The sequence below is a fragment of the Effusibacillus consociatus genome (genome assembly GCF_042652925.1).
Classification (GTDB): Bacteria; Bacillota; Bacilli; order Tumebacillales; family Effusibacillaceae; genus Effusibacillus; species Effusibacillus consociatus.
In genome coordinates, this window is the sequence record NZ_JBHSHC010000132.1 from 12,814 (window position 1) to 38,433 (window position 25,620).

Below are 25,620 nucleotides of genomic sequence, written 5' to 3' on the forward strand. Positions count from 1 at the left end.
CTCCTCACCTCGCTAGCCGGGAAGACTTTTGTGACTGAGTCACTCGCCGGAGGGTAACGGCTTCCCAAATCGCTTCATCTGTGATGTTTGCTTCCCCTTTCAAATCGGCAATCGTCCGTGCAAGCCGGATGACCTTCATTTGTACACGGTTACTCCAGGCCTGAGTACTGGCCGTTTGCTCCAGCATTCGCTTTTGATTGGCAGGAAGAGACTGAGAAAGCAGAAGTTCGACCGGCACAATGCTATTTGTCAGGTTGCTGCCATAACGCTCATATTGTCTTTCCCTGGCTTTCATCACTCTTTCACGAATGTTTTCTGACGATTCTCCGTTTATTTGTTCCCTTTCCAACTGAACGGGCTGTAAGTTGAGAATAATATCCATTCGGTCAAAGATGGGGCCGGATATACGATTTCGGTACAACTCAAGTTGTTTCGGCGTGCAGGAACAGTAATGTGTTTTTGACCCGAGATAACCGCAAGGACAAGGATTCATGGCTCCAAGAAGAAGAAAACGGGCGGGATAAGTCACCGTACCAGACGCCCTGCTTATGGTCACTTTACCTGTTTCAATCGGTTGACGAAGCGTATCCAGCGTTTTTTTCGTAAACTCGCCCATTTCGTCAAGAAAGAGGACACCATGGTGGGCAAGGGAAACTTCTCCAGGACGAGGACTCGCACCGCCACCGACGATGGACACATAAGAAGCGGAATGATGAGGCTGTCTGAATGGAGGGATTCGAACGGGTGGACCAGGAATCTGTGCTAATTGATAGATACTCATCACTTCTAATGACTCTTCATCTGATAACGTGGGTAAAATCGATGGGAAGGTCTCTGATAACAAACTTTTCCCGCAACCCGGGGGACCTGACATAAACACATGATGACCCCCTGCAGCGGCAATTTCTAGCGCACGTTTCGCCTGTTGATGTCCAAGAATATGCCGGAAGTCTCGCTTAGAATGGGGAGATGATACATGGATAGCGGCGGTTGAAGGTATAGAAGTGAGGGGGTGCAGTTCTTGTCCGGATAAAGATTGCAAGACTTCTTTTACATGCCGGACTGCAATACAGCGAATGCCAGGGATTTGGGAAATGGGGATCGAGGAGTCTTCAGGAAGATATACCATTTCAATGCCGATGCGTTTAGCTGCCAGAACCACTGACAATAGCCCATCTACCGAACGAATGGATCCGTCTAACGACAACGCCCCAAGAAAGGCTATGTTTTGAGGAATCCTTTCCTTTATGATACCGCTGGCTTTTAAAATTCCAATCACCATTGCCAAATCGAACAGCGGACCGTTTTTCTTCTGTTCAGGCGGCGATAAATTCACAATAATCTTTTTGGATGGCTGTTCATTGCCCAACGAATGCATTGCAGCCAGGACGCGCTCCTTCGCTTCTCGCACAGAAGCATCCGGCAAACCAACAATGACCATGGACGGCTGATCCGGCAGTAAATGTACTTCTACCTCTACCCGATACCCTTCCAGTCCTTTCAATCCAATACTGGTGATCTTGACCGTCAACCTATTCACTCCTTCAAACACGAACATATATTCGATTCTTTTATACACCCATCTTACTTTACACCTACCCTCTTTTCAACCCTAAATTTTCGACATGATTCGGGGAGTGACAGGCACCAAACCTTCACCAAACCTTTAAGCATCTTTCACAATATAAAAAAGACGTCCTTCTATCCGGAACGTCTTAATCGCTGGTTCACCCTTTTCTCCTATTCTTTCCTTTCCATTATACGTGTACGTTGGTTTCAAGTAATATTGGGCTGGCCCCCAGCACGCTCTGAAATGCGCTTAATGAGGTTAGAATATCAGAAGCATCAATCGATCTCATGATAAAAACAAGATGGGAACGGCAGTCGTCACTTGGCCAACTGGCTAAGTGCTGCGGCGGATGAATGATATGTTGTACGCCATTAAGTACAACAGGGCCTTCCTCCCCTACATCTATAAGCCCTTTGACCCGGAGTACATCCTGTCCCCGAGCATGCAGCAACATGCTAAGCCAAAGACCGAATGCAGTCCAGTCGAGCGGTTTATCAAACGTGAGTGATATGGAACGGGTATCAGGGACGTGAGCACCATCGTTCATTCGAGTAGTATCAAACGATACAACTTTATTTTTTGTTTGTGTATGCTCCATTTCTTGGGAACGAAATAATTCTTCAAGAGCTACTTCACTTGAAAGAGCCTCTAAAATCTGGACGGAAGGGTTTAGACTTTGAAGTCGTGCAATTAGGTCGGTTATAACCTCCGGTGTTGCGATATCAGTTTTTGTAACAATTATCTTGTCTGCAGCCGAAATTTGTTTTATCGATTCCGGCTGCCGGCTCAGGTGCAAGTTCCCATTGACCGCATCTACAGTTACAAGCACCAGATCAACATAGTAATGGTGTTGAAGAACCGGGTCGGTTAAAATAGTAAAAATAATCGGCGCCGGATCGGCAAGACCACTTGTTTCTATGATTATACGTTCCACACGCGAAATGACCCCGCGTTGATCCATATCCAGTAGATCTTTAAGAGCCTTTACGAGATCATCCCTTACAGTACAACAAAGACACCCGCCGCCCAGAAGAATTGTCTGCTCGTCAATTTTTCGAAGCAAATGATGGTCAAGACCAACTTTCCCAAACTCATTTACTAAAACGGCGGTATTTTTCATACTTGGCTCCGAAAGAACCTTATTCAAAAGAGTGGTCTTGCCGCTTCCGAGAAATCCCGTAACCACTGTTACCGGTCGCTTTTTAGTGTTACTTCTCATGTTCTTGTCTCCCTATTGCCTTTGATTCGATAGCAGATGCCCGATCAATAAAGGGTCCAGCGGATCGAGCGGCCGACCAACTATTTTTTCAGCAGCCGGCCACAATGCTCCCAGGTCATGAATAATCTCAGTACGCCCCTTTTTATCACGAAGGACGTATTTGCTTCCAGTCCAATCCTCCAATGTCAGACCGTAATAGCGAAGAATTTTGTTGGTAACACGTGTCCGGTGGTGGCGGTCTCGTTGACGAGATCTTTGATATTGCCCGACTACCACTGCAGACCCGTTCCCGTTACTCTCGATCTTTCGATCCGTCCAATGGATTTGCATCACGGATTCACCGCAAAGCACACACATTTTCTATCCCTCCGGTTGCAGTATTTTAAAAATAAGCAGGCTGATCAATTCGATCAGCCGTAAAAGCTTGCCCTTCCAAATTATTTGTTTCTTGGGAAACGGTTTCTAAAGTCGTCGGCAATTTCATCGAATGTCGCCCAGCGAACCCCTTCGTGGCCGTTGATGTATTCGATTAAACGTTCGTGCATCAGCAGAACTTGCGGTCTTCCGCTCACATCCGGATGAATGGTCATTGTGAATACCGCATAGTCATGTTCACGATAAACCCAATCGAACTGGTCCTTCCACATTTGCTCAATATCCCGCGGATTTACGAAACCGTGGCTGTTCGGGGATTTCTTGATAAACATCATCGGAGGAAGATCATCCAGGTACCAGTTAGCAGGAATTTCAATGAGATCTGTTTCTACACCCCGTTCAAGCGGCTTCATCCATTGGTGAGCTTCCAGTTCATAGTCGATATTGGTCCACTTATCTCCTACACGAACATAGTAGGGATGGAAATCGTTGTGCATTAAGCTGTGGTCATACTTAATCCCGTGCTTCAAGAGCAGCTCATTGGTACCGTTGGAGAACTCCCACCAAGGAGCAACATAACCAGTCGGACGTTTACCGGAAACTTTTTCAACCAGGTCGATACATTTGAGGAGAACGTCCTCTTCCTGCTTCGGGGTCATGGCAATTGGATTTTCATGGGAATATCCGTGGATTCCAATTTCGTGACCGCCCTCTACCACCATACGGATTTGCTCGGGGAATGTCTCGATCGAGTGACCCGGGATAAACCACGTTGTTTTTAAATTATATTTATCAAAAAGTTTCAGGAGACGGGGAGTCCCTATTTCACCTGCGAAAAGGCCCCGTGAAATGTCATCCGGCGAATCTTCACCACCATAAGAACCAAGCCAACCTGCTACTGCATCTACGTCGACTCCATATGCAACAAAGATTTCCTTTTTCCTGGTCATTCAGATCACTGCCCCTTTTCATAAAGTTATAATTATTACAAATATTAGACATAATTTAGTAGAAATCCTTTTTGCAAGGATCCGGGATCCAGTTATACGGCCTCGGTTGTTACTGATTTTCCGGAAGGAACTCCAACTTCAAACGGAATATCCCAATCCCGGCCAGCAGTCGTTCCAAGATACTCATCTGAGTAATTGGATTCAACTTCAGCCTGCTTGTGCCGGTTCAAGTACCAACCTTTCATCAGAACATAGTAAGCAATAAATCCAACCGGGAATCCAACAAGATACATATATTCCATGAAATACAGGGCCAAACCGCCTCCGATAATCCAGGCCAACATACCGGCCAAGTTCACTCCGCCATCGTATTTAAACTGTCCGTCTTCCCTGTAGAGATCATTAACATTGAGACGACGTTTCCGAATCACGTAGTAGTCACAGATGATGATCCCCGCAACAGCCGAGAGAATTGCACCATAATACCCGAGGTATGTGAACAACTGGTTGAGGATTGCCCAAGGTTGAACGATGGTTCCGACTATTCCTGCAAGAACAATTCCTGTTACCATTGACATCCGGATACCCGCACCGGCATTGACAAATGTAAGGGCGGCCGGAATAAGGTTAGCTGCGGTGTTGGTGGACCATTGTGCCAACACAATCATCAAAAGAAGAACTACATATGCCCAACCGGATGCCGTTCCTTGAATTACTTCAATCGGATTCCAGTTTCCTGCACCGAGGATACTGACGGCACCAATCACACCCATAAAGGTTTGAACCAACGGCAAAGCCGTTATATGAGGCCAGAAGCTGTTCCAATTTCGCTTTACCCAGCTTTTTTCCCCTTTTGTGGTTTTAATATAACGGGTAATGTTCGGAATGTCGACCGCTAATGCAGACCAGAATCCCATGTTCGCTACCATTACCAAGAACCAGGAAGTGGTGGTTTTTGTTCCCTCATACGCCAAGATATCGATACCTTTCGCTTCAGCCATTCCACTCATCTTAAACAGGAGCCAGAATGAGATGACGATAATGGATGGCGCGGCAACCACTGCAAATCGGTCGATCGCTTTGATTCCCATTGCCGTATTAATAATTTGAACCGCCGCAAAAACAACGTACCAGACGAACCAGGAGTCAAAGCCTGTCATCTTGGCAACAAGCGCATTGATCGCGATTGCCCCTAGATAGGTTTGAATACCAAACCAGATTGCGGCTACAATTCCCCGGCTAACTGCTGGCAAATGGACACCGGCGGTACCAAAAGGCGCACGCATATAAGCGGCAAAGGACAAACCATGCTCAATTCCGATGTCTCCGCTTAGGCTCCCGATTAATGCAATCGCGAGGTTGGCGATTAAAATCGCAGATGCGACACCCCAGATCGACATGGAATCAATTCCGTTCCCGCCAATCATGAAGGTGGCAATAATCACCGCCATACCTACCCAAATATTAAAGAAACCAAAACCGCTAATTACACGGTCTTTTCCGTGGACGGGAACAATGTCCCGGGAGACCAAATTGTTTCTTTTCATATTTGTCATCCTATACACCCCCTGCTTATTTTTTCTCATTTGCTGGCCAAGCCTTTTAAAACAACGCTTTTGTTCAAATCTCGCAAGTAAGGTATCGATCTGCGTTGTCTTGCAACCATATCCAGATCAATCTCGGATATAACCACTTCGTCTTCTTGAGAAGCTTCCGCGAGGACCATTCCCTGCGGATTTACAATTCGACTGGTTCCTCCAAATGTTGTTTCGCCTTTTTCCGTTCCTGTACGGTTACACGCGAGTACATAAATACCGTTTTCCAAAGCCCTCGAACGAGTGGCCACATCCCATGCGTAAAGACGAGCCTTGCCGAATGCCGATGGATAAACTACAATATCGGCACCGCTTAATGTCAAAATACGGGCACCTTCAGGGAATCCAACTTCGTAACAAATCTGCATTCCGAGACGAGCAAATCCGAGATCAAAAACCGGAAATTCTTCACCTTTCGTAAACCTTGTATTCTCTGTGTCCCAGAGATGAATTTTTCGGTAAGAACCAATCAGTCCGTTAGGCCCAACTGCCACTGCAGTGTCATAAATGAGTCCATCGGTTTGACCTTTCTCCAGAAAGCATCCGACCAGATAAATTCCGCTTCGTGCACTGATTTCACTCATCCAGTGGGTTGTGAATCCAGGAATAGATTCGGCGAGATCCAAATCGTTCTCTTCGACGCGATACCCGGTATTGAATAACTCCGGAAGGACGATCAGCCTGGCCCCTTGATGAATAGCTTCCTCAACCAGTTTCTTCGCTTTTGCCAGATTTTCTTCTTTATTACCCAAGATACAATTCATCTGAATGGCTGCGGCTTTTAATACATTAGACATCCCTACCCTCCTTTCCCCATTTTCATTTAATTTAAATATGCAAATTTTGTGCCAAACAATAAATCGAGTGGAAAGTTCCACCCGATTTTCATGAAAAACGATCGTTTGTTTGAAAATAGAATCTCAAAGAAACAATATCGAAGAAGATTTCTATGCACCACTGCATAAACCAATTCTCCTTCCGTTACAAAAAATTCATAAACCATGCAAAAATCCGAGAGAACGGTTCGTTATGCTTATATGCATAATGTTTATGCCTCGATGCATAGCTTATTTTGCAAGTCCAAATTTGCTGATTTTTCTGCTTACAGTAGATTGGTTCACTCCTAACGCTTCCGCAATTTTGGTGGTTGTTCCATATCGTTCCTTGGCCATTGCTAAAAGCTGCCTTTCCAGTAAGTCAATCGCATCTTGCAGCGGCATGATATTCGTGATACTCACAGCCGTCGAACCACTCTGTCCATTCATTATGGCTTCCGGTAAGTGATGGACCTCGATTAGTTTTTGATCCGTCAACACCACCAGACGTTCTATAATATTTTGCAACTCCCGTACATTACCGGGCCATTTGTACGTTTGTAACAGTTCCATCGCTTCAATGGAAAAAGACTTGTTCGAGTGATGTACATTGTTAAATTTCTCAATGAAATGAAGAACCAATGGCAGAATGTCTTCTCTCCGTTCCCGAAGTGAAGGTATCCGTATGGGGACTACATTTAACCGATAATAGAGATCCTCACGAAACAGCCCTCTCTTCACTTCTTCCTCCAAGTTGCGATTAGTTGCAGCAATGATTCGAACGTTAACCCGAACCGGCTTCGTCCCTCCTAGACGTACCACCTCTTTCTCCTGTAAAACCCGCAACAATTTCACTTGTAAGGAGAGTGGGATTTCTCCAATCTCGTCCAGAAATAAAGTACCTTCGTTAGCCGCTTCGAACAACCCCATTTTCCCGTGTTTGGAAGCACCCGTAAAAGCCCCTTTTTCGTATCCGAAGAGTTCGGATTCCAGTAAATTTTCCGGGATCGCCCCACAATTTACTTTAATAAATGGCTTATCCTTCCTTTGGCTATTTTGATGAATATAAGAGGCCAGAACTTCTTTCCCCACCCCGGACTCACCAAGGATTAAAACCGTGGAATCGACCTCGGCTACCTTACCGGCGAGAGCAATTACATTTCGCATTGATTCACTCTTGAAGACAAGCTGATCATTCTTCATTGCAAGTTGTCTTAGCTGTTCCAACTCCCGTTTGTATCCTTCCATCAGTGACTTGATATCCTCTAACTCCAGTTGAAGTCTGCTTTCATGGGTAATATCCCGTGAAGTATTAATGACTCGGATAATGTTTCCTTCCCCATTCTTGATGGGGGTACCGACTACCATCAGTCTTCTGCCGGTTTTCGTCGTTTGGATAGTCTGAACCTTTTCTTTCCTTTCCAACACAAGACGGGTAATTGACGGTTTAAAAACTCCCTGTTTTTCCAATTCATGGACAGTTTTTCCCACCAGTTCTTCCGGTTTATATCCCCAGAGTTTTTCAGAGGCGGAACTAACCCGTAAAGTCATTCCTTCTCCATCTGAAACGTAAATGACATCGTAGCTGGTTTCAAATACGGCTTTCAGGTCCTGGGCAAGATTGGTGTATGCTTCAAGACCCATGGCGATTTTCTCTATTTCCTCCGCTTCCCAATACACCTGAATCGCCCCGATCGGTACTCCCTTATCCAAAATATTGGTTTGCGTATAAATTCCCTTTTTATCGTCCGTTATCTTAACTATGGTCTTTTTTTCATGACAGGAAAGCAGCTGCTCAAGCGAAGACGCCGGATCAACGTCCCGTATGTGTCTTCCGAGCATTTCAAGCTGAGATACGCCTTGAGTTTTCAACTCCTCCTGATTCATAAAACAAATGGTTGCCTCCGAATCAATCACCGTAATACCATGAGGCAGGGACATCAGGACTGTTTCATAATGATCTTTTTTTCTCTTCAAGGTGTGGTAGAAATACTTGTAAAGGTTCTCGCGTTCAATCCAACCCAAAATTCTTTGATCATGGTTTATGACAATCCATATCGGGTGGACATCCCATTCCCCTTCTTCCGATTGAATCATTTGGAGAGACGCAATCCCAACAGGGACGATCTGATTCTCTTGAGAAACGACTCCAATGATCCGTTCTTCCGAATCGCAAACCAGAACAATACCGCGTTCCAGGTACTGGTTAAGAGAAAGATCATTCTCCCAATCTGCTTCCGAAAGAATTTTATATTCCTTTTTCAAAAAACCTGTGATTTCCATTTCTCTCACCCGAAATCGCGAAAAATCGAATTTTTTGCAGCATTCAAAACGTATAGTGATGATTTCAGTGTACTACAAGTATTACTTCCCAATCCATATACGGTTGTTCCTTTTCCAATGAAGAGACATAAAAACGAAAGCTGCTCCATGCGCACTGCTCGGGAACCTTAATCATGTTGGCCCGGACGGGATTCAAATGTTTCGGGGAGTGACAGGCACCAAACCTTTTATTGATGATACAGTTGGAGAGTACGGAGCTGTAAGCCTTTGGGAAAATAGAGAGGATGCAGAAGCTGCGAATGATAGAATTTACCCTCAAGTACGCCAATCATTAGGCCACTCGGTAAAGGTTGCGCCAGACATCCGAATATTCGAGGTTTATGAACCTTCAGCACAAAAGTAAGAGGCCGATGGCCTCTTTTGTTTTGCAGGCATCTCACCACTGGTTGACGAAAGTCTCCGAAAAGGAGGCATCAAGTTGACACCTATTTATTATCGGGGCGTGACAGGCACCAAACCAAATGTTTCGGGGAGTGACAGGCACCAATCCCTCAACAATTATCGGGGCGTCGGGGCGTTACAGGCACCAAACCATTAATTATGCGGCGAGTTAGCACTACCTTTTGCAGTTAGTTCGAATTTATTGAAAGAGCCTACCGCATCTATACGGTAGGCCCTTTCGACATTTTTCGAGCGGTGACAGGCACCCAGTTAATCATATTATTCGAAAACCCAATAAAATCAATGACCTTCGAAAACCCAAAAAGATATACTTTCTATTACGACAAGAAAAGGAATCCGATTTCTCGGACTCCTTTAATCATATCAATTAGATATTTTGTGCTGTAACAGAAGTGTTAGCATTACCTGCTTTGTCTTTCACAGCGTTAGATACAGTAATTGTGTCAGGTGCGGTACCAAATGTAGCACCAGATACAGTTACGGTAACAGTTTTGCCATCAGCAGACAAGGTAGCACCAGTTACGGAAGGTGTATCAGTCGTAGCACCAGTTGCAACAGTAAATGCACCTGTAGTAACAGTTGCTGCATCCAATGCTTCACTGAAGTTTACAGTGATTGTATTACCAGTTCTGCTTACGGAAGAGATTGTCGGTCCTTGTCCGTCAGTTGCGGTAACTGCTGCAGAAGGAGCAAGTTTGTTACCTGCAACGTCCTGAATTTCAACTGCTTGAGTTACGGTAGCAGTTGCATTTGTTCCAGTCAAGTTAGTCCCAAGTGTCAAGGTAACAGTATCAGTATTAACGTTTACAGCAGATACTGTGTTGTTTGCAACAGTATAAGTGTAGAGACTTACAGAAGTACCTTTAATAGCTTCACTGTAGGTGATTGTTATTTGGTTAGCACCAGTTACTTTAGTTGTGGATACAGTCGGTGCAGTCTTATCTGCAGCTGGCACAGTAATACCGTTAGCTGCTGCTGTACCAAATGTTGTAGTAAATGCACCTGCTGCAGTTGTTGCAATTGCAGGAGTTGCATTGGCAGCCCACTTATCAGCGTCAGCAACACGCACGGTTACAAGTGAACCATTAACTTTACCATCGTCAACCGATTGGTTCACATAGGTTGCGGATACTGCTGCCTTACCACCTACAGTAAACTTAGAGTAATCAATTGCGCTGAGCGGTGCTAATACTTCAAATGTAACAGTTGTAGCATTAACAGTCTTAGCGTTCTTGATATCGTTATCATCGATCACGTCAGTCGCAATAACAACAGGTGTAGAAAATGCGGATACAAAGTTTCCTGCTACGTCAGCAACACGACCAACAGTCAATGTTACACCATTGAGGGTTTGAGCTGGCACTGTGAAGAGAACAGCTTTTCCACCATCTTCAGTAGCAACAGTTGTTCCTTCAGGAAGTGCTGCACCAGCCAATTGATAGTTACCAAGGTCGAGAACAGAACCCGAACCGCTGGTAGCCATAACTTCGTTAAAGCTCAGCTTAATCTTAGTTGCAGTTGCATCGCCTTTGTTGGTAACAGCAGCTCCAACAATCGGTGCTACCTTGTCAGATACAGACAATGTTGTGCTGTAAGCAGCCAGTTTGTTTTGAGCAATAGAAGTATCTGCAATTACATCAGCTGCGATAGACAAGTTGTAGGAGCCACCAGTGAGTTGAGCAGTGGTCAACCGATAGGTGTTGGTTGTACCTTGCTTCACTGCAGCACTTACTGCAACAGCGCTATTAGAAGCATCTTTCAGGGTGTAGTTAGCAGCTACATCTGCACCTGTAACAGCTTCGCTGAAGGTTACATCAATGTGGGTGCTGTCTACGAACTTAACGCCTGTAACTGTCGGAGCTTGAGTATCAGCGGTCACAGAAACATTCAAGGATGCATTCTTAAGAGCATTACCCCATGCATCGCGGACGTTTGTTTCATCCCCAGCTTTAACAAAAACTGTAGCAGAACCTACAGGAATGTAGTTGCCGTTGAAAGTAGCAACTAAAGTCTTGCTGTCAGTCCAGCTGTAGGAAGTAGCTTCATAGCTAGAATTGCCATTGTAAGTATGATAAACCTTTACATTAGCTTGATCCCCAGCAACGATAGCCTTACTGAAAACAAGCTTAACTTCGTTCTGCTTAACAGTGTCAACAGAAACTGTCGGAGCAGTAGTATCCTTTGCAAATGTGAAGCTCAGGTCTTGAGTACCAGACTTGAATCCTGCGAAGTCAACAGCGTCTGCGACGTTCAAAGTATAAGTTCCTTCCGGCAAGGAAGAAATGTTGAGAGTTACTTTGTTAGTACCAGTGGCAGCAACAGGAGCTACAGAGTAAGAACCGTTGTTAATCTTGTAAGTACCAGCAACGTTAACCGGCTCAGAGAAGGTAACTTCAAGGGTAGATGGACCAGTTACAGCGACGCTGAGAGCTTTAGGAGCAGTAACGTCAAATACTTGAGCGCTTTTAGTGGTCTTAGAAATAACCGCACCCTTTGTATCTTTTACGTTCTCAACGGTTACTTCAAATGTGTCTTGGTTAACAAGCTCAGAACCACCAGCCAGTGTAAGAGTTACAGCTTTTCCGTCCGCATTCAATTTAGCTGTAGCTGTCTTAGTTACTGCACCAACCTTTACAGTGTAGTTTGCTGTAGTTTCAGCAGTATCCTTATCAACTGCTTTATTAAAAGCAACTACGATTTCTTTGAGGTTAGTCGCACTTACGCTATCAACTTTCAATACAGCTTGCTTAGCAATTTCCGCTTCAACAGTAGCCAAGAACTTGCTCCCGAGAACAGCAGCTTGCTCACGAGTAGCTTTTCCTTGCGGAGCGAAAGTGCCGTCACCCATACCAGCAACGATTCCGTACTTAACAGCCGTTGCAACTTCTTTCTTTGCCCAAGCCGAGATTGCAGCAGCGTCGGAGAAGTTGAGAGCTTCAGTTTCTTCAACAGTTACCTTGGATTTGAGAGCACGAACCAGGGTAGCTGCAGCTTGCTCACGGTTCAGGATGTCGTCAGAACCGAACTTGCCGCCGCCAACACCAACCATGATGCCAGCTTTGGAAACAGCTTCAACGTAAGGAACTGCCCAAGACGGTACATCAGAGAAAGAAGAAGTGGTTGCAGTAGCCTGAAGACCGAGAGCCTTAGAGATAACTACTGCGAATTGAGCGCGAGTCAAGGATCCTTGCGGATCGAATTTGCCGTTGCCTACACCGTTGAGAATGCCTTTGTCAGCAAGCTCAAGGATGAATTGCTTAGCATAAGAACCTTCAATATCAGAGAATTGTGTAGACGCGAATGCGGACGGTACTACAGTTCCAAGAACGAGTGATGCCGCGATAGCGCCAGAGATTACTTTTTTCTTCATCCTTTTGTTTCTCCTCCTCTTAAATAAAAACAAAGACTGTACTGATCAGGTAGTGCGTTGTACGAAAGTGAATGTTTTCTCTATATTATTGCCCCCACAAGAACCTTCACCCTGCACACCATGATACCGCGATGTCAGAGCCCTCGACTTGCATCCCGTTCCCTCTGGGTTGACTATACCGGAAGATCACGGGTGCTTATTTGAGCGCCTGTTCCCGTAGGACAACATCACTCCCCTCAGTGTCAATTTCTCTACTAAAACGGCAATAGAATCGCCGTATCAATCTCACACTACTAGTAATACGACAAGAATCGAGGAATTCCTTTTTGCAATCCGCCTTATATGTATTGGCAGTTTCTGTCTGGGATTGCCAAAACTATGTGTCGATTGGCAGAAAATAAAAAACTTACCATGCCATTATAAACTTTCCAACCCCATTCCGTAAATAGGCTTGGAGTCTTACCCACAAAATTGTTCTGTTTGTAAACCATCCCTGCCATCCATATGTATCACTATCAGATTTTATACCATTTTCCATTGCTTGGCAATAGTTTCCCCTTAGAATAGTTGGAAAATAAAAAATAAAAAACATCCACACCCTCGCGGCAGTAAGCGTACCCCTGCCACTAGATATAGACGTTATTGGGTATAAAAAGGTTACAAGGTTTGAATAAAAAATTTTTGATATCAACTTTTTAATTTTTTGTAAACATTCGTAGTTTCCTGAACCAACCGCTCAAGAGAACCGTGTCGAAAAACTTTTTCCTGCCCGGCCAGCGCCATCTGCCGGGAGCGTTCGGGCATCGACAATGCCTCATCGATCGCTTGGGACAAAGCATCCGCATTTTGCGGAGGGACAAGCAGGCCGTCATGGCCATCGTCGACAACTTCCAACAACCCGCCCACCGCGCTGGCAATCACGGGCAGGCCGGCCAGTTGGGCTTCAAGGACCACCAAGCCAAACCCTTCATATATGGACGGGAGTACAAACAAGTCAAATTCAGGCAGCAGTTCCGAAACGTCCTGCCGGACACCCAGAAAGTGAATCCTCTCTTCAAGTCCGGCAGCCCGGACTTCTTCTTTCAACTGTTGATACATTTCACCGCCGCCAACCCAAACATAATGGAGGTTCGGGTACTTATCTTTCAGCCTTTGAGCCGCCTGAATCAAGTAGGTATGCCCTTTCACCTTGTGCAAGCGGGCAACAGTACCTACTAATTTTGTGTCCTGCGGCAGCCCCAATTCTTCCCGCAGCTTGGAATACTCTGTCCGAACCGACGGTTTTTCCGGAAGATCAATGGCATTATGAATCACCGAAGACCTTTTTTCGGGCAGACCCTCTTTGACCAGGCTGTCCCGCATGGTCCGGGATACAAGGATAAAATGATCCACATAGCGCCAGGTCCATTTTTCAAGAAATCCGAACAGCATCCTCTTCCATGCCACGGGGTAATCCAGTGTCAAGATGCTGTGTATGGTGGTAACCACTTTGGCCGGGCAGCCTTCCGCTTTATTTGCCAGGCGGCCGGAGAGGTTCGCCCTGACACCGTGGGTATGTATGATCGACGGTTTCAATTCACGAATCAGTTTGCGCACGGGAACAATCCCGATTAACCCGGACACGTTCGTTGGTGTGAGGACTGTAACAGGGATCTGCAACTGACGCAGCCGCTCCGCAAGTTCCCCTTGGTAGAATACAGCCACATGCGGAGCCCAATGATTGCGATCCAACGATTTTACAAGCCCGAGCAAATGCTGCTCAGCCCCTCCAAATTCTCCGCCTCCGATGATATAGAGAACTTTTGTCGGTTCCCCCATTGCCCCTGTTCACCACGCCTTCATCCCACAGATAGTGAATTCCATATGTAAAAATAATATTAAGATGATCATAGCAGATCAATAGGCTGGTAGCTAGTACTCGCGGGTGCAATTACTGCCATTGCAGGAGAAATTCAGATGGAGTATAGATGGCAAAATATTCTAGGAACGTCCACAATTCCTCTCGCACCTTTTCCAATTCCTTCAACAGTTCCTCTTCTGTAATTCCTTTTTCTTTTGATTCCTTGCTCGTAGCATCCAAAAATTCACGCAAGGCAACTATACCCGATTTGGTCCGAAACGTTAACGATCGGGCCGGTTAAAATTTCCTGAGTATGTCACGATGTCCACTCGCATGAAGAACCAATGTGTCTCCATTGTTTTCAAAGATCAGTCGGATATCCATAGTAACGTACGCTTCCCAAAAAGCAGTACCTCGAACCTTATGGATCTGTAAAGATGGGTACCTTGGATCCTCGGCCAACAGCCTTAATGCTTTACGAGCTTGTTTTTGTTCAATCCCGGTTCATTTATCAAAGTCGTGTCGGTCTAATAAAGATTCCGCCGTCTCGTTCTTCAATCAATACATGGTCGCCTTCCTGCAAGTTTAAATCTTTCGCAACTTGAGCTAGACTGATAAGCATACGTTTTTGAACCTGCTGTATGATTCCGCTCATCTTGAAATCCACCTTTTCAGTTGATCTGTAATTACAGTATACCTGTCCATTTTTTACAAACAACCTTTCGGAATCAACAAACACACGAAAAATACCACAAACTCACGCAAGTCAACTGTACTCGATTTGTTGATTGCCCCTGATAGCAATATAGAAAGAGGTGCCCCGAAAGGCACCTCTTTAAAAGGGGAAAAAGCTCGGGTCTTGCATATCTATAGACGTCATGAGCGAGAAAAAGTTTCAGACCCGTTTAAAAATCGGTGTAGATAAATTTGGATTCGACTCCCGTGCTGAAGAGCAGGATCAGAATGATTAAAACAAAACAGAGAAACGCCTGAAACAAACTGAGAAACAATGTTTTGATCGTCATATTGTATCCCTCACTTCATCTGCAGGATTCGCATTACGATGTAAAATGCATCCGAAAGATTCGTTACCACAAAGAATACCCATCCGACGCAAACGAAACTGAATGTCAGCAGAACCGAAAAAGGGGTCAAAAAGGAAAGTTTCTCTTTCGGAATTCCGGCCTGTTTCAATCCATAGTTCCAGATGCGCAAACCGGCAAGCCCCATTCCATGCCACAGCCCCCATACCACAAAATTCCACGAGGCTCCATGCCAGAGACCACTTAATGCCATGGCAATCAATGAATTCCGAATTGCAAAAGCCAATGTCCCCCGGCTCCCGCCAAGCGGAATGTAAATATAATCCCGGATCCAGCTGGACAACGAAATATGCCAGTGGTTCCAGAACTCCGCGATATTACGGCGGAAGTAGGGGTAGAGAAAGTTTTCCGGAATTTGATACCCGAACAACCTGGCTGCCCCGATCGCGATATCGCTGTACCCGGAAAAATCCGCATAAATCTTGATCGCATAGGCCAAAACCGCTGCATACAGTTCCGCATCTGTTGCAGAATGCGGTTTAAACAGCGGGTGCAGGAAGTGGTCCATCGGATCGGCAATCATCACTTTTTTGGCGATACCAATGACGATTCTTTGCAACCCAACCGTGAAATGATCCCAGCTGAACCGAATGCGGCGCAATTGATCGATAAAAGGCTGGAACCGTTTGATGGGGCCTGCGACCAAAGTCGGAAAGAACATCGCAAACAAACCGAATTCGGTGATCGAGACTTTTTCCGCTTTTCCTTTGTAAGAATCCGCCAGATAATGAACAAACTCGAAAACGAAAAAAGACAGCCCCAAAGGAACAAGCAGGTCAGGTATGGAAAGAATCGGCCCTTGGAAGACGGCAGCCAGTTCGTTCCACGTTCTCAGAATCATTTTTGTGTATTTGTAATAGACCAGAAAACTCAGACAGAACACGATCCCCAAGATAAAAACAGTCTTCCGCCATCTTCCCATCCGGCTTGTCATGATCAGTGACAAACCGTATACCACCAAAGCCATAAATAAAATCAGGAATGTGTAAGGCGGAAAATAGTACGCATAAAACAGGAAAGAAGCGATCAGCAGAAAGACATGTCTCCACTTGCCAGGCAAACACCAATAGACAACAACCGTCAGAAGCAGAAAAAGCCCGAATGCCCACGTATTAAAGATCAAAGCTTACCACCTCTTTGCCGGACCATCTCGTTTGCGATCTTTTCGGCAAACAATTGGTTCCCGGGGCCGAGCAGGTGCAACGAATCATGGAAATATTCATTCGGAATTTGTCCTTGAAAATCAAGAGTGGTGAATCCGTATCGGGCAATTTGCTCCTTCAGATATTGCATATTTTGATGGTAGCGGTTCTCATCGAAAATCTTGTATTTGTGGAGCAGCGTAAAGTTGATCGGCGTTACCACCACCGTTAACCGAATGTTGTTCTGTTTTGCATACTCCAGCAATTCAAAAAAGGGTTTTGCGTTGGTTGGATCCTTGCGCAAATCCGCCACCGAATACACGTTAGCCAAATGGGTAATGTCTTTTTCGGACCAACCGAACTCCGTCCACGATTTGTATTTGTTTACTTCCAAATCCTTTTCAGATGGAGGTTCCGTTGGATTCTCCGGCTGGATCGCCGGTTTCTTCAAAACTTTTTGATCGATCCATTCTTTGGACTTGCTTACCGGATGTCCATCGAACAGAATATGATTCAGATCATCCCGATACCTGTACGGATTGTACTTGCTAATCAAGTGGTCGACGACCCAGCTTTCGAGTTTGGTGTTGCCGACTTCCACTTTCTCTTCTTGCTTGGGTTTGTAGTCGATCCCAATGCGCTCCAATTCTCCGGGACGGATCACAGGATACAGCATGCGGTAATAAAGGGAACGGCCCGAGGCCAGTTTGTTCGAGAAGAAGGGGTACGACAGATTGATCACAAATTCATCGACCGCTTGTTGTTCGTGCAGATACCGAATCATTTGGAAGTAGTCAAAATGCAAGGCCCCCTGCATCCCGAAGTTATACACCTCTACCCGCGGCTGATTGGCAGACAAGCTTTGTTCCAAATAAACGGGGAGAGTTTCACCAGGCTTCGCAAACACACTATTCACAACGGAATCGCCGACAAAAGCAATTTTGTGGGCTTCTGTCCGTTTCGCCGCATCGACAAATAACTCCACTTCATGAAAGGTGGTGTTTGGGCCCTGGGTAAAGCGATAGTTCTCGCCAAATCCGTATCCTTTTGCAATCGCCCAGGGGGTCATTACATGCCCAAGAACAAGAAAAAAGGCCAGAAAAACAAAAAACAAGATATGTCTCATCAACGTTCCTCCACGTGTTGCTTGTCCAATAAATAGGAAATGGGGAAACCCCGACGTCCGGTGCCCCCAGATGAATTCAATAATAAGAGTATGGGTTAATTGTAAAGGGAGTTGTGGAAGAACGTCAAATTATCATCGAATCCGACAAAAACTCCCACTTGACTGGCAAGTGGGAGTGCTTATGTAGTATATGGTATTATTCCGTGATGGCTTTTCGAATTCGTCCGATCAGATCGAGATCTTGTTGATGTTCCTTTAAGGATTCCACTTCACCCTGAAGATTACGAACATCCATAATTAAGGCTTCCAGTTTAGCGTGTGTGTACTCATTGGCTTCCTTCAACGCACTAAACATTGGCTTCGATTCTTCCCGCATCATTTTCATGTCTTGGCGGAGCTCTCCACGCGTCAACTTCATCTCTTGGCGAAGCTCTTCATGGGTCAGTTTCATCTCTTGATCCATTTGAGTGAGTAAAGCTTTAATCTCCTCCATTCGAATCCTCTCCTACTTGAATGGTCCCACGTTCGCAATCACTAAGGAGTGTTGTGTTATTCTGCTTGTTTTTGTTGATTTTGCTCGGTAACGATAGCAAGTGCTGTTGCACTGTTGTTAAGAGCAGTAAAAACCCGCCTCCTTAAACCAACCATATCCTCTTGGATTTTTGCGGTATTCGCCAGTGCGTGATCGAGCTTCTTTTCAAAGTTATGATGTCTTTTCTCAAGCTCACGCTGGGATTGGATTATTACACGTTGTGATTCTTCAAGAGCACCTAAGCGCTCTTCAATTTTCTCCAACCGTCCGTCTATTCCGTTAAACCGATTATTCATTCCATCAAACCGTTTGTCGATTGCATCAAATTTTTGATCAATTGCATCGAACCGTTTGTTCATTCCGTCAAACTGTTCCATTACTTGAATCATGAAAAACTTCAACTCATCCATTTGAATCATCTCCTGATTGTATTTTCTCACCTGTGATTACTTAGCGCAAGAGATACAAAATGTATCAGAGTACATATATGGGCTCGAGAGGCGTATTAATGATTCATCGTTTATACAATTTTATTCCAACTCTATCAATATGTTCTTTTAATTCCGTATGATCCAAAGAATTATAGTCAATTACATCCACGGTATAAGGGCTAGGTAATTCCTCATTAGGATTGTAGTGTCAGAGCCAGACTCGCTGAACATTCTTCTCCCTTGATTTTGATTGCTAAATCAATGTCGCTTCCTTTTTTACAATTGCCTTTTGCTCTGCTGCCGAAAAGAATCACTTCTTCCACTTGAGTATATTGCATAAAGGTATCCAACAATAACTGAAACGATTTCTCTGATATACCAAATTGATTCATTTTTCCGCTCCCAGCTTCAACAAGACTTGTCTCAAAGCGGCATAGTAATGATCAGCAATCAGGCTATAAGCGAGTTCTGCCAAGGCTTCATCGTAAGTATGTTCCATGAGATTTCTCTTTTGCAGCATATCCAGCCATAATTCACCATCTTCTATTATTTCGTATTTGAATGCTTCCTTGATGGTGTCTCTAGGGAATTTTACTGAAACTCCTTTTTCCTCCAAATAATCTTTGGTCGTCTTCCATGCCAACTCGAAGGTAAACCGGTAAATCTGAATGACTCCGGCTTTTTCTAACTTGGAAAGTTCCGTTTTAGCCAGAGCCTCTTCTAGATTTTTGAACGCTTTTTGAAAGTTATGAAAGCGTTGTTTCCATCTTATCTCGGCGCTCATCATTCATACCTCACTTTTTTCCGTATGTTTTTGAAAATTATACCACAAAACCAATACTGACTAACCGGGTTGGCCCCCTTGAGCTATAATATAGTTGTGTTTCACAAGATCTTGTTGCAACTGGAGGGAATTATTATGAAGGACGAAGATGTGGATCTCAAGGAACACATAAAAGAATTGACGCTCCTGCTTCTTTATCTTAATTCATGGATTGAAAAGGAATGGGGCTTCGAATATCGACGCAGTTGGAAAGGATATGATTTCGACGCGCTGAACGAATTAGCTGAAGAAGGAGTGATCACGGACACGAAAACCGCTGGTTTATTGAGGGAATGGGAAGAATACGTTTCCCGAATGATTTCCAAACAAGAAGAAGGGACATGGAGCCCTCTTTTCGTTTTTAAACTCATCATTAAACGACTTTGATAGATCTCCATTCTCTCTAAGTCGATCGGAAACCTCCCACTCAAGAGGATATCTAATCCGATCATCAATGAACTCAATTTTCATTGACGTGTCTCCTGATGGAAGGCTTCATCCTAACTTCCATTACGATCCGTTCATTAGAGGTTCGTCGGAGGCGGTGGTGGGGGTGGCGGAGGATTGTAGGAGTAGGTGGAAGTGGGAGCGGAACTGGAGCCGGAACCAGTGGGAACTGAGGAGGTAGAAAAATCGATTCCCCCCGCCGTATGCAGTCCAACTAGCCGTTCCACGCGAATTCGTCCATCAACTTGCGAAACGGAACGCAGGTGCGTCCATCGATGATTTGGGGCTCCACGTCAAAATGAACCTGCTGCCCATTCAACAAGATGCGGAATGTGTTTTGCAGTTTCGACCGCCGAAGCAGCCATCGCAGTAAAATTCGGCAGCGCATCTCCTTTCTTGCCAATGTTTGTCCAGCATCCGACTCCCGCAGCAAATACCAGAGCCTGCAGTGAAAGCAGTACCCCTTTTTTCAACATCCGTATTTCTCCCCTTACTACATCGATAGATGAATATCCGTCAGCAAATGGAAAAATCCTCTTTTGCATTTACAGCAATATCATATTCCGAAACTCCGTATAAGACAAGCAAATTTTTCCTCACTTTCTTCACATTCCCGTAGCACCGTTCCATATTGTTGTTATGGTATAATCGGACAGGGAATGAATCGGAAGGAGAATTATTCAGTGAAAATTGAACGGTTGAAGTATTGGAGTCTTGTCGCACTCGCTTTTTTCCCAATCGTGGATTTCCTTTTACGGAAAGTTCCTTTTCTCGGATCTGTCTGGGATGATCTGATCCTCGTCGGGCTTGCTGCCCTTGCGCTGGGACGTTATTTGGCTGGCGACAGATTCGAGCAGCTTCCTTATCACCGGATCTTAACAGGATTCATTCTGTTGGGGATTGCGTATCTGGCGATCGGGCTCAGCACTTTTACAATTGACCTTGAAGGTTTTCGGGCGATTTATACCTATTCGTTCTATGCCTTCATTCTTCCATTCCTGATCGACAAGGATCTGGCGGGAAAACTGATTCGCTATTCTTTATATGCAGGGTTGATTATCGGACTCCATGGGGTCTACCAATATATCACAAAAGCTCCTATGCCGCCCGGTTGGGTGGATGCGACTGAAACTGTCCGGACGCGTGCCTATTCTATTTTCGGCAGCCCCAATATCATGGGCAGTTATATGATCATGATGTTCCCGATGGCAGCCGGAATGGCTTGGGCATCCCGTTCGACCAAGGAGCGCTTGTTCTTTGGATTCGTTGCTTTCATTACACTCGCTGCTCTCCTCTTTACTTTTACGCGGGGCGCCTGGTTGGCACTGTTTGTCGCGCTTACGGTAACAGCAGCTCTGTTTAATCGTCGTCTGTTGATCTTGATCCTCATCGGGGCGGTGGCAGCTCTGTTGATCCCGCAGATCCAGGACCGGATTTTCAATTTATTCGATCCTTTGTACTGGCAGAAAGCCGCCCGGGACGGACGAATCGCGCGCTGGTTAACGGCGTATGACGCGATGCGGTACAACCCTTTTTTTGGTGCGGGCATGGGACATTTCGGCGGGGCGGTTGCAGCCCGTCACTTTGACATTCGATATGTCGATAACTATTACATGAAAACGTTAGCCGAGATGGGTCTCCTGGGCCTGTCGGTGATGTTGGCGTTATTTGGCACGGTGATCCGTAATTTGTACACGCGGATTTTCAAACCGTTGCAAGCACGTCAGGAGTGGCCGCTTCTGCTTGGAATGTTTACTTCCGTTCTGGCAGTCCTTGTCCAAAATGCGGTGGAGAACGTATTTGAAGTCCCGGCGATGAACTTCCTGTTCTGGTTCATTGTCAGCTTGACTGTGATTCTCACCGGTTCTTCCGAGAAGGAGGCCAGCCAGAAATGAAAAAGACCGTGTTCACAGCTCTCTATGCCGTTTTTCTAGTGGCGTTTTATCAACTGATTGTGACTCCTTTGCTGCTTGATTTGTCCTACATCGGACTGGCGATTCTGATTGCAGGGACGGCGCTCGCATTCTTTGCGGTTCCGCGTCCTTGGCGCCGGACGTTTTCTTTGCTGTCGATTTTGATTCTTCTGGTCAGTTACGGTTTGATGCATATTTTCGCAGACTATCTGATCTGGAAGCTCATTAATCTTCCGGTTATGTTCCTCCTTCTGGGATGGATTGCTTCATCGTATGCGGGCATAACATGGCGCAGTACACTAACGGTTTTTACGGCTGTTACAGTTCTGCTGTCTGTGGTTCCTCTCCCGGAAATGGCTTTTTACGGCAAGCTGCGGATTGAGCATGAAACAGAAGCGTTGGACCTCCGTCCCATTTTTCCGGTCTATCCGTTGGTCAACCAGGGCTCTACTCTCTATACACTCGGCGATTTCCGTAAATTAACCGACCAGGAGATCAAGGAAGCCCAGATCGATCCCAAAGAAAGACCGCCGCTGGTATCGGCCGAGAAACAGAGACAGCAGCTCGAAAATGTGGATGTACTGCGCTTCCTTCCAACCGAGGGGTACGAAAAACAACTGGTGTCGAAAGAGGAGATGTCCTCCCTTCCCTTTCCATCATTCGGTTTAGCGGGTTTTCCATACTATGCTTCCAGCTGGACGATCGAAAATGGGGCCGTCAAGCAGCACTTTACCCAAGCGGATTCACCCCAGACGGTGCTGACCAGTTTCCTTGATCCGTTGACCGTTACGATTGCGATGGATGATCGCGCGAATCGGTCAGTAGACACTTCGCGAAAAAATTGGGAAAACACTTTCGGTCGAGAGGCCCGTCCGCAGTACCCGGGTGCGACGTTGATCGGCAAAGGCAAGTTTCTTCCTGACGGAAGCACCCAACTGCTGCTTCTGGGGAACAATGAAATCCGTTTGATAAACGAAGCTTCGCCAACCGATTCTCCAATTGCCACATACAAAGGCAGCTGGGAACAGCCTATTGCCCGAAATCTGGTCATCGGCGATATCGATGGCGACGGACTGGATGAAGTGATGGTGAACTCGACACCCGCCAAGATCCTGAAACTGAATCGGGATCGGAACTTTGAGCAGATCTGGGAAAGCGGCAAGAGATCCTTCCGATTCGAGTTTGTTACCAAACAAGAAGGAACGAATCAACCTCTGATTGTCACGCAGGACCCGAGTTTGATTCGCGATCAGGAAACCCGTTACCTTACCGGGTATACATGGCAGAATGGCGAACTGCGGCGTGAGTGGCGAGTATTCAAATCCAGTCTGCTGTTCCCTTTCCCCGTTTCGGATGATACGTGGGTAAGCGGGTCCTACGGGCGACCCCGGATTATTGTGCTAAAGCCGATGGACATGTCGGTGCCGGCAATTCTTACGGGCATTTATGCAGCATTGGTGCTTGCGGGTTATGGCTGCCAAATTGTACAAAGGAGGGAACGCCGCAATGCGTAACATTCGAGTTCCATTTCGGTTGAAGCAAAAGCTGCTGCGGACGGCTGTTCTCACCCTGTCGCTTGCCCTGCTGCTAGGTGGATGCGGCCCGCTGATCACCGCACCGGATTCAAGAGATATTCCAATCGAGAAGAAAGAAAAGAAACTGGACGAGAACGGTTGGAGAACCATTCTCGAAGCGGTTCGGGTGAGCAAATCGATCACAAACTTTAGCGTGCAGGCAGATCTGAGAACAAGAGAGCAGAATAAATACCACGAATCGAGGGTCTTCGGCCATGTGGTGCTCCCTGATAAAATCGTAATGTCCCAGAGTGTGGACGGCAGGTCGTACTACGTTTACCAGGATGAAAATATCACCTACTACCGGAAAGAGGATGTCTGGCGGCCGGTTGAACGCATCCGGCTGCCCGACACTTGGGGTTCGTTGGAACGCTTGAGCAATGCGCAATTGTCCAAAGTATACCGTCAGAAGGACATCTCGATGCTCACCCCCAACGATACGGAAGTCTATGAATTCGAGGCGGACGCAGTGGCGGTTGCGGGTCTGCCCGCTCCACAGGGAAAATCGATCCCCAGCCGGTATACCATCTATATCGATAAGAAGGATCGATTTATCAGACAGATTGATATTGTCTCGACAAGCGCGGTTGATGATGTGGGCACATTGTTCTCGGAGGCTGCCATCAAATTTTTCGATATCGGCACCACGAAAGTGGAAATGCCGGCGGCACTGGAAAAGCATTTGAAAGAACAAAAGCGCTAACTTGGATGCAGGACTCGCTCTTATACGGGCGGGCCCTTTTTTTGTGCAATTTCGACAAATTTTCTCACTCGACCCCGATATAGGCAGGACATCCTTCGTAATATGTAGAAGATAAAATAAAACGAGATTTGTAACTTAAACCACAATTGACTCAGAAGTCCAGTTTTTGACTGCCAGATCACAGCTGATCCTTGTCCGTGTGGAGGTATAGACTTGAACCCGCAAATGAAATCATCCAGGCGTCCCTCGGAATTACAGGTACAAGAGAGCGAGCAATATCAGTCGTTATTTCAATACCATCCGGATGCAATCTTTTCTTTGGACCTGACCGGAAATTTTCAAAGCATCAACCCAGCTACAGAAACAATTACGGGGTTTACGAGGGAAGAACTGCTTAACAAATTTTTCGCGCCCTTTATTGTTCCGGAAGATCGGGAACGGGCGCTTTTTCACTTTCAAAAATTAGTGGAAGGCGAACCGCAGAACATGGAAGTGGCCATCACTCATAAGTCCGGGCGCTTAATCGACGTGAATGTAATTGGGGTTCCTATTATCGTTAACGAGAAAATGGTCGGAGTCTTTGGAATCATGAAAGACATCACCGAACGGAAACGAACCGAAGAACTTCTGCGAAAATCGGATAAGCTCTCTGCGCTCGGTCAGTTGGCCGCCGGAGTGGCCCATGAAATTCGAAACCCGTTAACCGCTCTCAAAGGATTTATCCAACTGCTGCAGTCAGGAACTTACAAGGAAGAGTATTCTGCGATTATGCTGTCCGAACTGGAACGGATCGAATTGATTGTAGATGAGTTTTTGGTTTTGGCGAAACCTCAGGTGTCCAACTATCAACCACACGACATACGCATTCTGCTGAACAATATCATTGCACTGCTCGATACTCAGGCCATTCTCAGCAATGTCCAGATTTTGACCGAATTCGAATCCGATCTGCCATTGGTGAAATGCGAAGATAACCAAATCAAACAGGTGTTTATCAATATTCTCAAAAACGCCATTGAAGCGATGCCCGATGGCGGAAAGATCGTGATTGAAATGAGGACACATGGCGTCAACCGGATTTTGATTCGTTTCATCGATGAAGGGCACGGAATTCCCCCGGAGAGAATCCCCAAGTTGGGCGAGCCTTTTTATACCACAAAGGAAAAAGGAACCGGCTTGGGATTGATGGTAACTTATAAGATTATCGAAAATCACCACGGAAGCATCTCCATAGAAAGCGAAATCAACCAAGGAACAATCGTAAACGTGTTTTTGCCTGTGAACTAAGACCGTCAGAGCCGACTCATGGCCTGACTTTTCTTTTTTCCTTCTAGAAGATTTTACTAG

General features: G+C 45.8%; 24 protein-coding genes. 5 read left to right on the forward strand and 19 right to left on the reverse strand.

The annotated features are described in order from the left end of the window. Window positions 1-4: 4 nt before the first annotated feature. The 17 genes from ACFO8Q_RS19095 to ACFO8Q_RS19175 form a co-directional block, all read right to left on the reverse strand. Window positions 5-1,531, reverse strand: a complete 1,527-nt coding sequence (locus tag ACFO8Q_RS19095; RefSeq protein WP_380028008.1) for a YifB family Mg chelatase-like AAA ATPase — start codon at window positions 1,529-1,531, stop codon at window positions 5-7. A gap of 226 nt (window positions 1,532-1,757) precedes the next feature. Then, a complete protein-coding gene (locus tag ACFO8Q_RS19100; RefSeq protein ID WP_380028010.1) occupies window positions 1,758-2,789 on the reverse strand; it encodes a CobW family GTP-binding protein in 1,032 nt (343 codons plus the stop codon). A gap of 12 nt (window positions 2,790-2,801) precedes the next feature. Then, window positions 2,802-3,146 (reverse strand): hypothetical protein, encoded by a 345-nt coding sequence (locus tag ACFO8Q_RS19105; RefSeq protein WP_380028012.1) that lies wholly within the window; start codon window positions 3,144-3,146, stop codon window positions 2,802-2,804. Window positions 3,147-3,226: 80 nt separating this feature from the next. Further along, complete coding sequence (locus ACFO8Q_RS19110; RefSeq protein WP_380028014.1) at window positions 3,227-4,114, reverse strand: polysaccharide deacetylase family protein; 888 nt, start codon at window positions 4,112-4,114, stop codon at window positions 3,227-3,229. Between the two features lie 92 nt (window positions 4,115-4,206). Continuing rightward, entirely contained in the window at window positions 4,207-5,670 is a 1,464-nt protein-coding gene (locus ACFO8Q_RS19115; RefSeq protein WP_380028017.1) for an NCS1 family transporter, read from the reverse strand. 26 nt (window positions 5,671-5,696) lie between these two features. Next, the gene (locus ACFO8Q_RS19120; protein WP_380028019.1) at window positions 5,697-6,506 is read right to left on the reverse strand and encodes a carbon-nitrogen hydrolase family protein; all 810 of its coding nucleotides are present in this window, start codon (window positions 6,504-6,506) and stop codon (window positions 5,697-5,699) included. Between the two features lie 270 nt (window positions 6,507-6,776). Then, on the reverse strand, window positions 6,777-8,807 hold the full coding sequence (locus ACFO8Q_RS19125; protein ID WP_380028021.1) for a sigma 54-interacting transcriptional regulator: 2,031 nt from the start codon (window positions 8,805-8,807) through the stop codon (window positions 6,777-6,779). 829 nt (window positions 8,808-9,636) lie between these two features. Continuing rightward, window positions 9,637-12,639: an S-layer homology domain-containing protein gene (locus ACFO8Q_RS19130; RefSeq protein WP_380028023.1), complete on the reverse strand. Its 3,003-nt coding sequence runs from the start codon at window positions 12,637-12,639 to the stop codon at window positions 9,637-9,639. Window positions 12,640-13,326: 687 nt separating this feature from the next. After that, window positions 13,327-14,457 carry a glycosyltransferase gene (locus ACFO8Q_RS19135; protein WP_380028025.1) on the reverse strand — a complete coding sequence of 377 codons (1,131 nt, stop codon included), beginning with the start codon at window positions 14,455-14,457 and terminating at the stop codon, window positions 13,327-13,329. A gap of 112 nt (window positions 14,458-14,569) precedes the next feature. Further along, window positions 14,570-14,731 (reverse strand): hypothetical protein, encoded by a 162-nt coding sequence (locus tag ACFO8Q_RS19140; RefSeq protein WP_380028027.1) that lies wholly within the window; start codon window positions 14,729-14,731, stop codon window positions 14,570-14,572. A gap of 259 nt (window positions 14,732-14,990) precedes the next feature. Further along, window positions 14,991-15,134, reverse strand: a complete 144-nt coding sequence (locus ACFO8Q_RS19145; RefSeq protein WP_380028029.1) for an AbrB/MazE/SpoVT family DNA-binding domain-containing protein — start codon at window positions 15,132-15,134, stop codon at window positions 14,991-14,993. Window positions 15,135-15,514: 380 nt separating this feature from the next. Further along, window positions 15,515-16,705 (reverse strand): MBOAT family O-acyltransferase, encoded by a 1,191-nt coding sequence (locus ACFO8Q_RS19150; protein WP_380028031.1) that lies wholly within the window; start codon window positions 16,703-16,705, stop codon window positions 15,515-15,517. Next, window positions 16,702-17,850 carry a D-alanyl-lipoteichoic acid biosynthesis protein DltD gene (locus ACFO8Q_RS19155; protein WP_380028033.1) on the reverse strand — a complete coding sequence of 383 codons (1,149 nt, stop codon included), beginning with the start codon at window positions 17,848-17,850 and terminating at the stop codon, window positions 16,702-16,704. Before ACFO8Q_RS19155 ends, ACFO8Q_RS19150 begins: the two co-directional genes overlap by 4 nt. A 196-nt stretch (window positions 17,851-18,046) precedes the next feature. Further along, window positions 18,047-18,343, reverse strand: coding sequence for a hypothetical protein (locus ACFO8Q_RS19160; RefSeq protein WP_380028036.1), 297 nt, complete (start codon window positions 18,341-18,343; stop codon window positions 18,047-18,049). Window positions 18,344-18,399: 56 nt separating this feature from the next. After that, window positions 18,400-18,792, reverse strand: coding sequence for a hypothetical protein (locus ACFO8Q_RS19165; protein WP_380028038.1), 393 nt, complete (start codon window positions 18,790-18,792; stop codon window positions 18,400-18,402). A gap of 215 nt (window positions 18,793-19,007) precedes the next feature. After that, window positions 19,008-19,205 carry a nucleotidyltransferase domain-containing protein gene (locus tag ACFO8Q_RS19170; protein ID WP_380028040.1) on the reverse strand — a complete coding sequence of 66 codons (198 nt, stop codon included), beginning with the start codon at window positions 19,203-19,205 and terminating at the stop codon, window positions 19,008-19,010. After that, entirely contained in the window at window positions 19,202-19,600 is a 399-nt protein-coding gene (locus tag ACFO8Q_RS19175) for a nucleotidyltransferase substrate binding protein (RefSeq protein ID WP_380028042.1), read from the reverse strand. Before ACFO8Q_RS19175 ends, ACFO8Q_RS19170 begins: the two co-directional genes overlap by 4 nt. Before the next feature lie 132 nt (window positions 19,601-19,732). Here ACFO8Q_RS19175 and ACFO8Q_RS19180 point away from each other — a divergent pair, with 132 nt between their 5' ends. Then, on the forward strand, window positions 19,733-20,023 hold the full coding sequence (locus tag ACFO8Q_RS19180) for a DUF6429 family protein (protein ID WP_380028045.1): 291 nt from the start codon (window positions 19,733-19,735) through the stop codon (window positions 20,021-20,023). Between the two features lie 274 nt (window positions 20,024-20,297). Here ACFO8Q_RS19180 and ACFO8Q_RS19185 read toward each other — a convergent pair whose 3' ends face one another. Continuing rightward, on the reverse strand, window positions 20,298-20,375 hold the full coding sequence (locus tag ACFO8Q_RS19185; RefSeq protein ID WP_380028154.1) for a hypothetical protein: 78 nt from the start codon (window positions 20,373-20,375) through the stop codon (window positions 20,298-20,300). A 1-nt stretch (window position 20,376) separates the two neighbouring features. Continuing rightward, window positions 20,377-20,559 carry a hypothetical protein gene (locus ACFO8Q_RS19190; protein ID WP_380028158.1) on the reverse strand — a complete coding sequence of 61 codons (183 nt, stop codon included), beginning with the start codon at window positions 20,557-20,559 and terminating at the stop codon, window positions 20,377-20,379. Between the two features lie 207 nt (window positions 20,560-20,766). Between ACFO8Q_RS19190 and ACFO8Q_RS19195 the strand changes: the two genes are divergently transcribed. The 4 genes from ACFO8Q_RS19195 to ACFO8Q_RS19210 all read left to right on the forward strand — a co-directional run bounded on the left by ACFO8Q_RS19195 (window position 20,767) and on the right by ACFO8Q_RS19210 (window position 25,560). Further along, window positions 20,767-21,978, forward strand: a complete 1,212-nt coding sequence (locus ACFO8Q_RS19195; RefSeq protein ID WP_380028047.1) for an O-antigen ligase family protein — start codon at window positions 20,767-20,769, stop codon at window positions 21,976-21,978. Continuing rightward, a complete protein-coding gene (locus ACFO8Q_RS19200; RefSeq protein ID WP_380028049.1) occupies window positions 21,975-23,510 on the forward strand; it encodes an FG-GAP repeat domain-containing protein in 1,536 nt (511 codons plus the stop codon). Before ACFO8Q_RS19195 ends, ACFO8Q_RS19200 begins: the two co-directional genes overlap by 4 nt. Further along, window positions 23,503-24,273: a hypothetical protein gene (locus tag ACFO8Q_RS19205; RefSeq protein WP_380028051.1), complete on the forward strand. Its 771-nt coding sequence runs from the start codon at window positions 23,503-23,505 to the stop codon at window positions 24,271-24,273. The genes ACFO8Q_RS19200 and ACFO8Q_RS19205 overlap by 8 nt, the downstream gene beginning before the upstream one ends. Window positions 24,274-24,486: 213 nt before the next feature. Then, window positions 24,487-25,560 (forward strand): PAS domain-containing sensor histidine kinase, encoded by a 1,074-nt coding sequence (locus ACFO8Q_RS19210; RefSeq protein ID WP_380028053.1) that lies wholly within the window; start codon window positions 24,487-24,489, stop codon window positions 25,558-25,560. Window positions 25,561-25,620 lie beyond the last annotated feature (60 nt).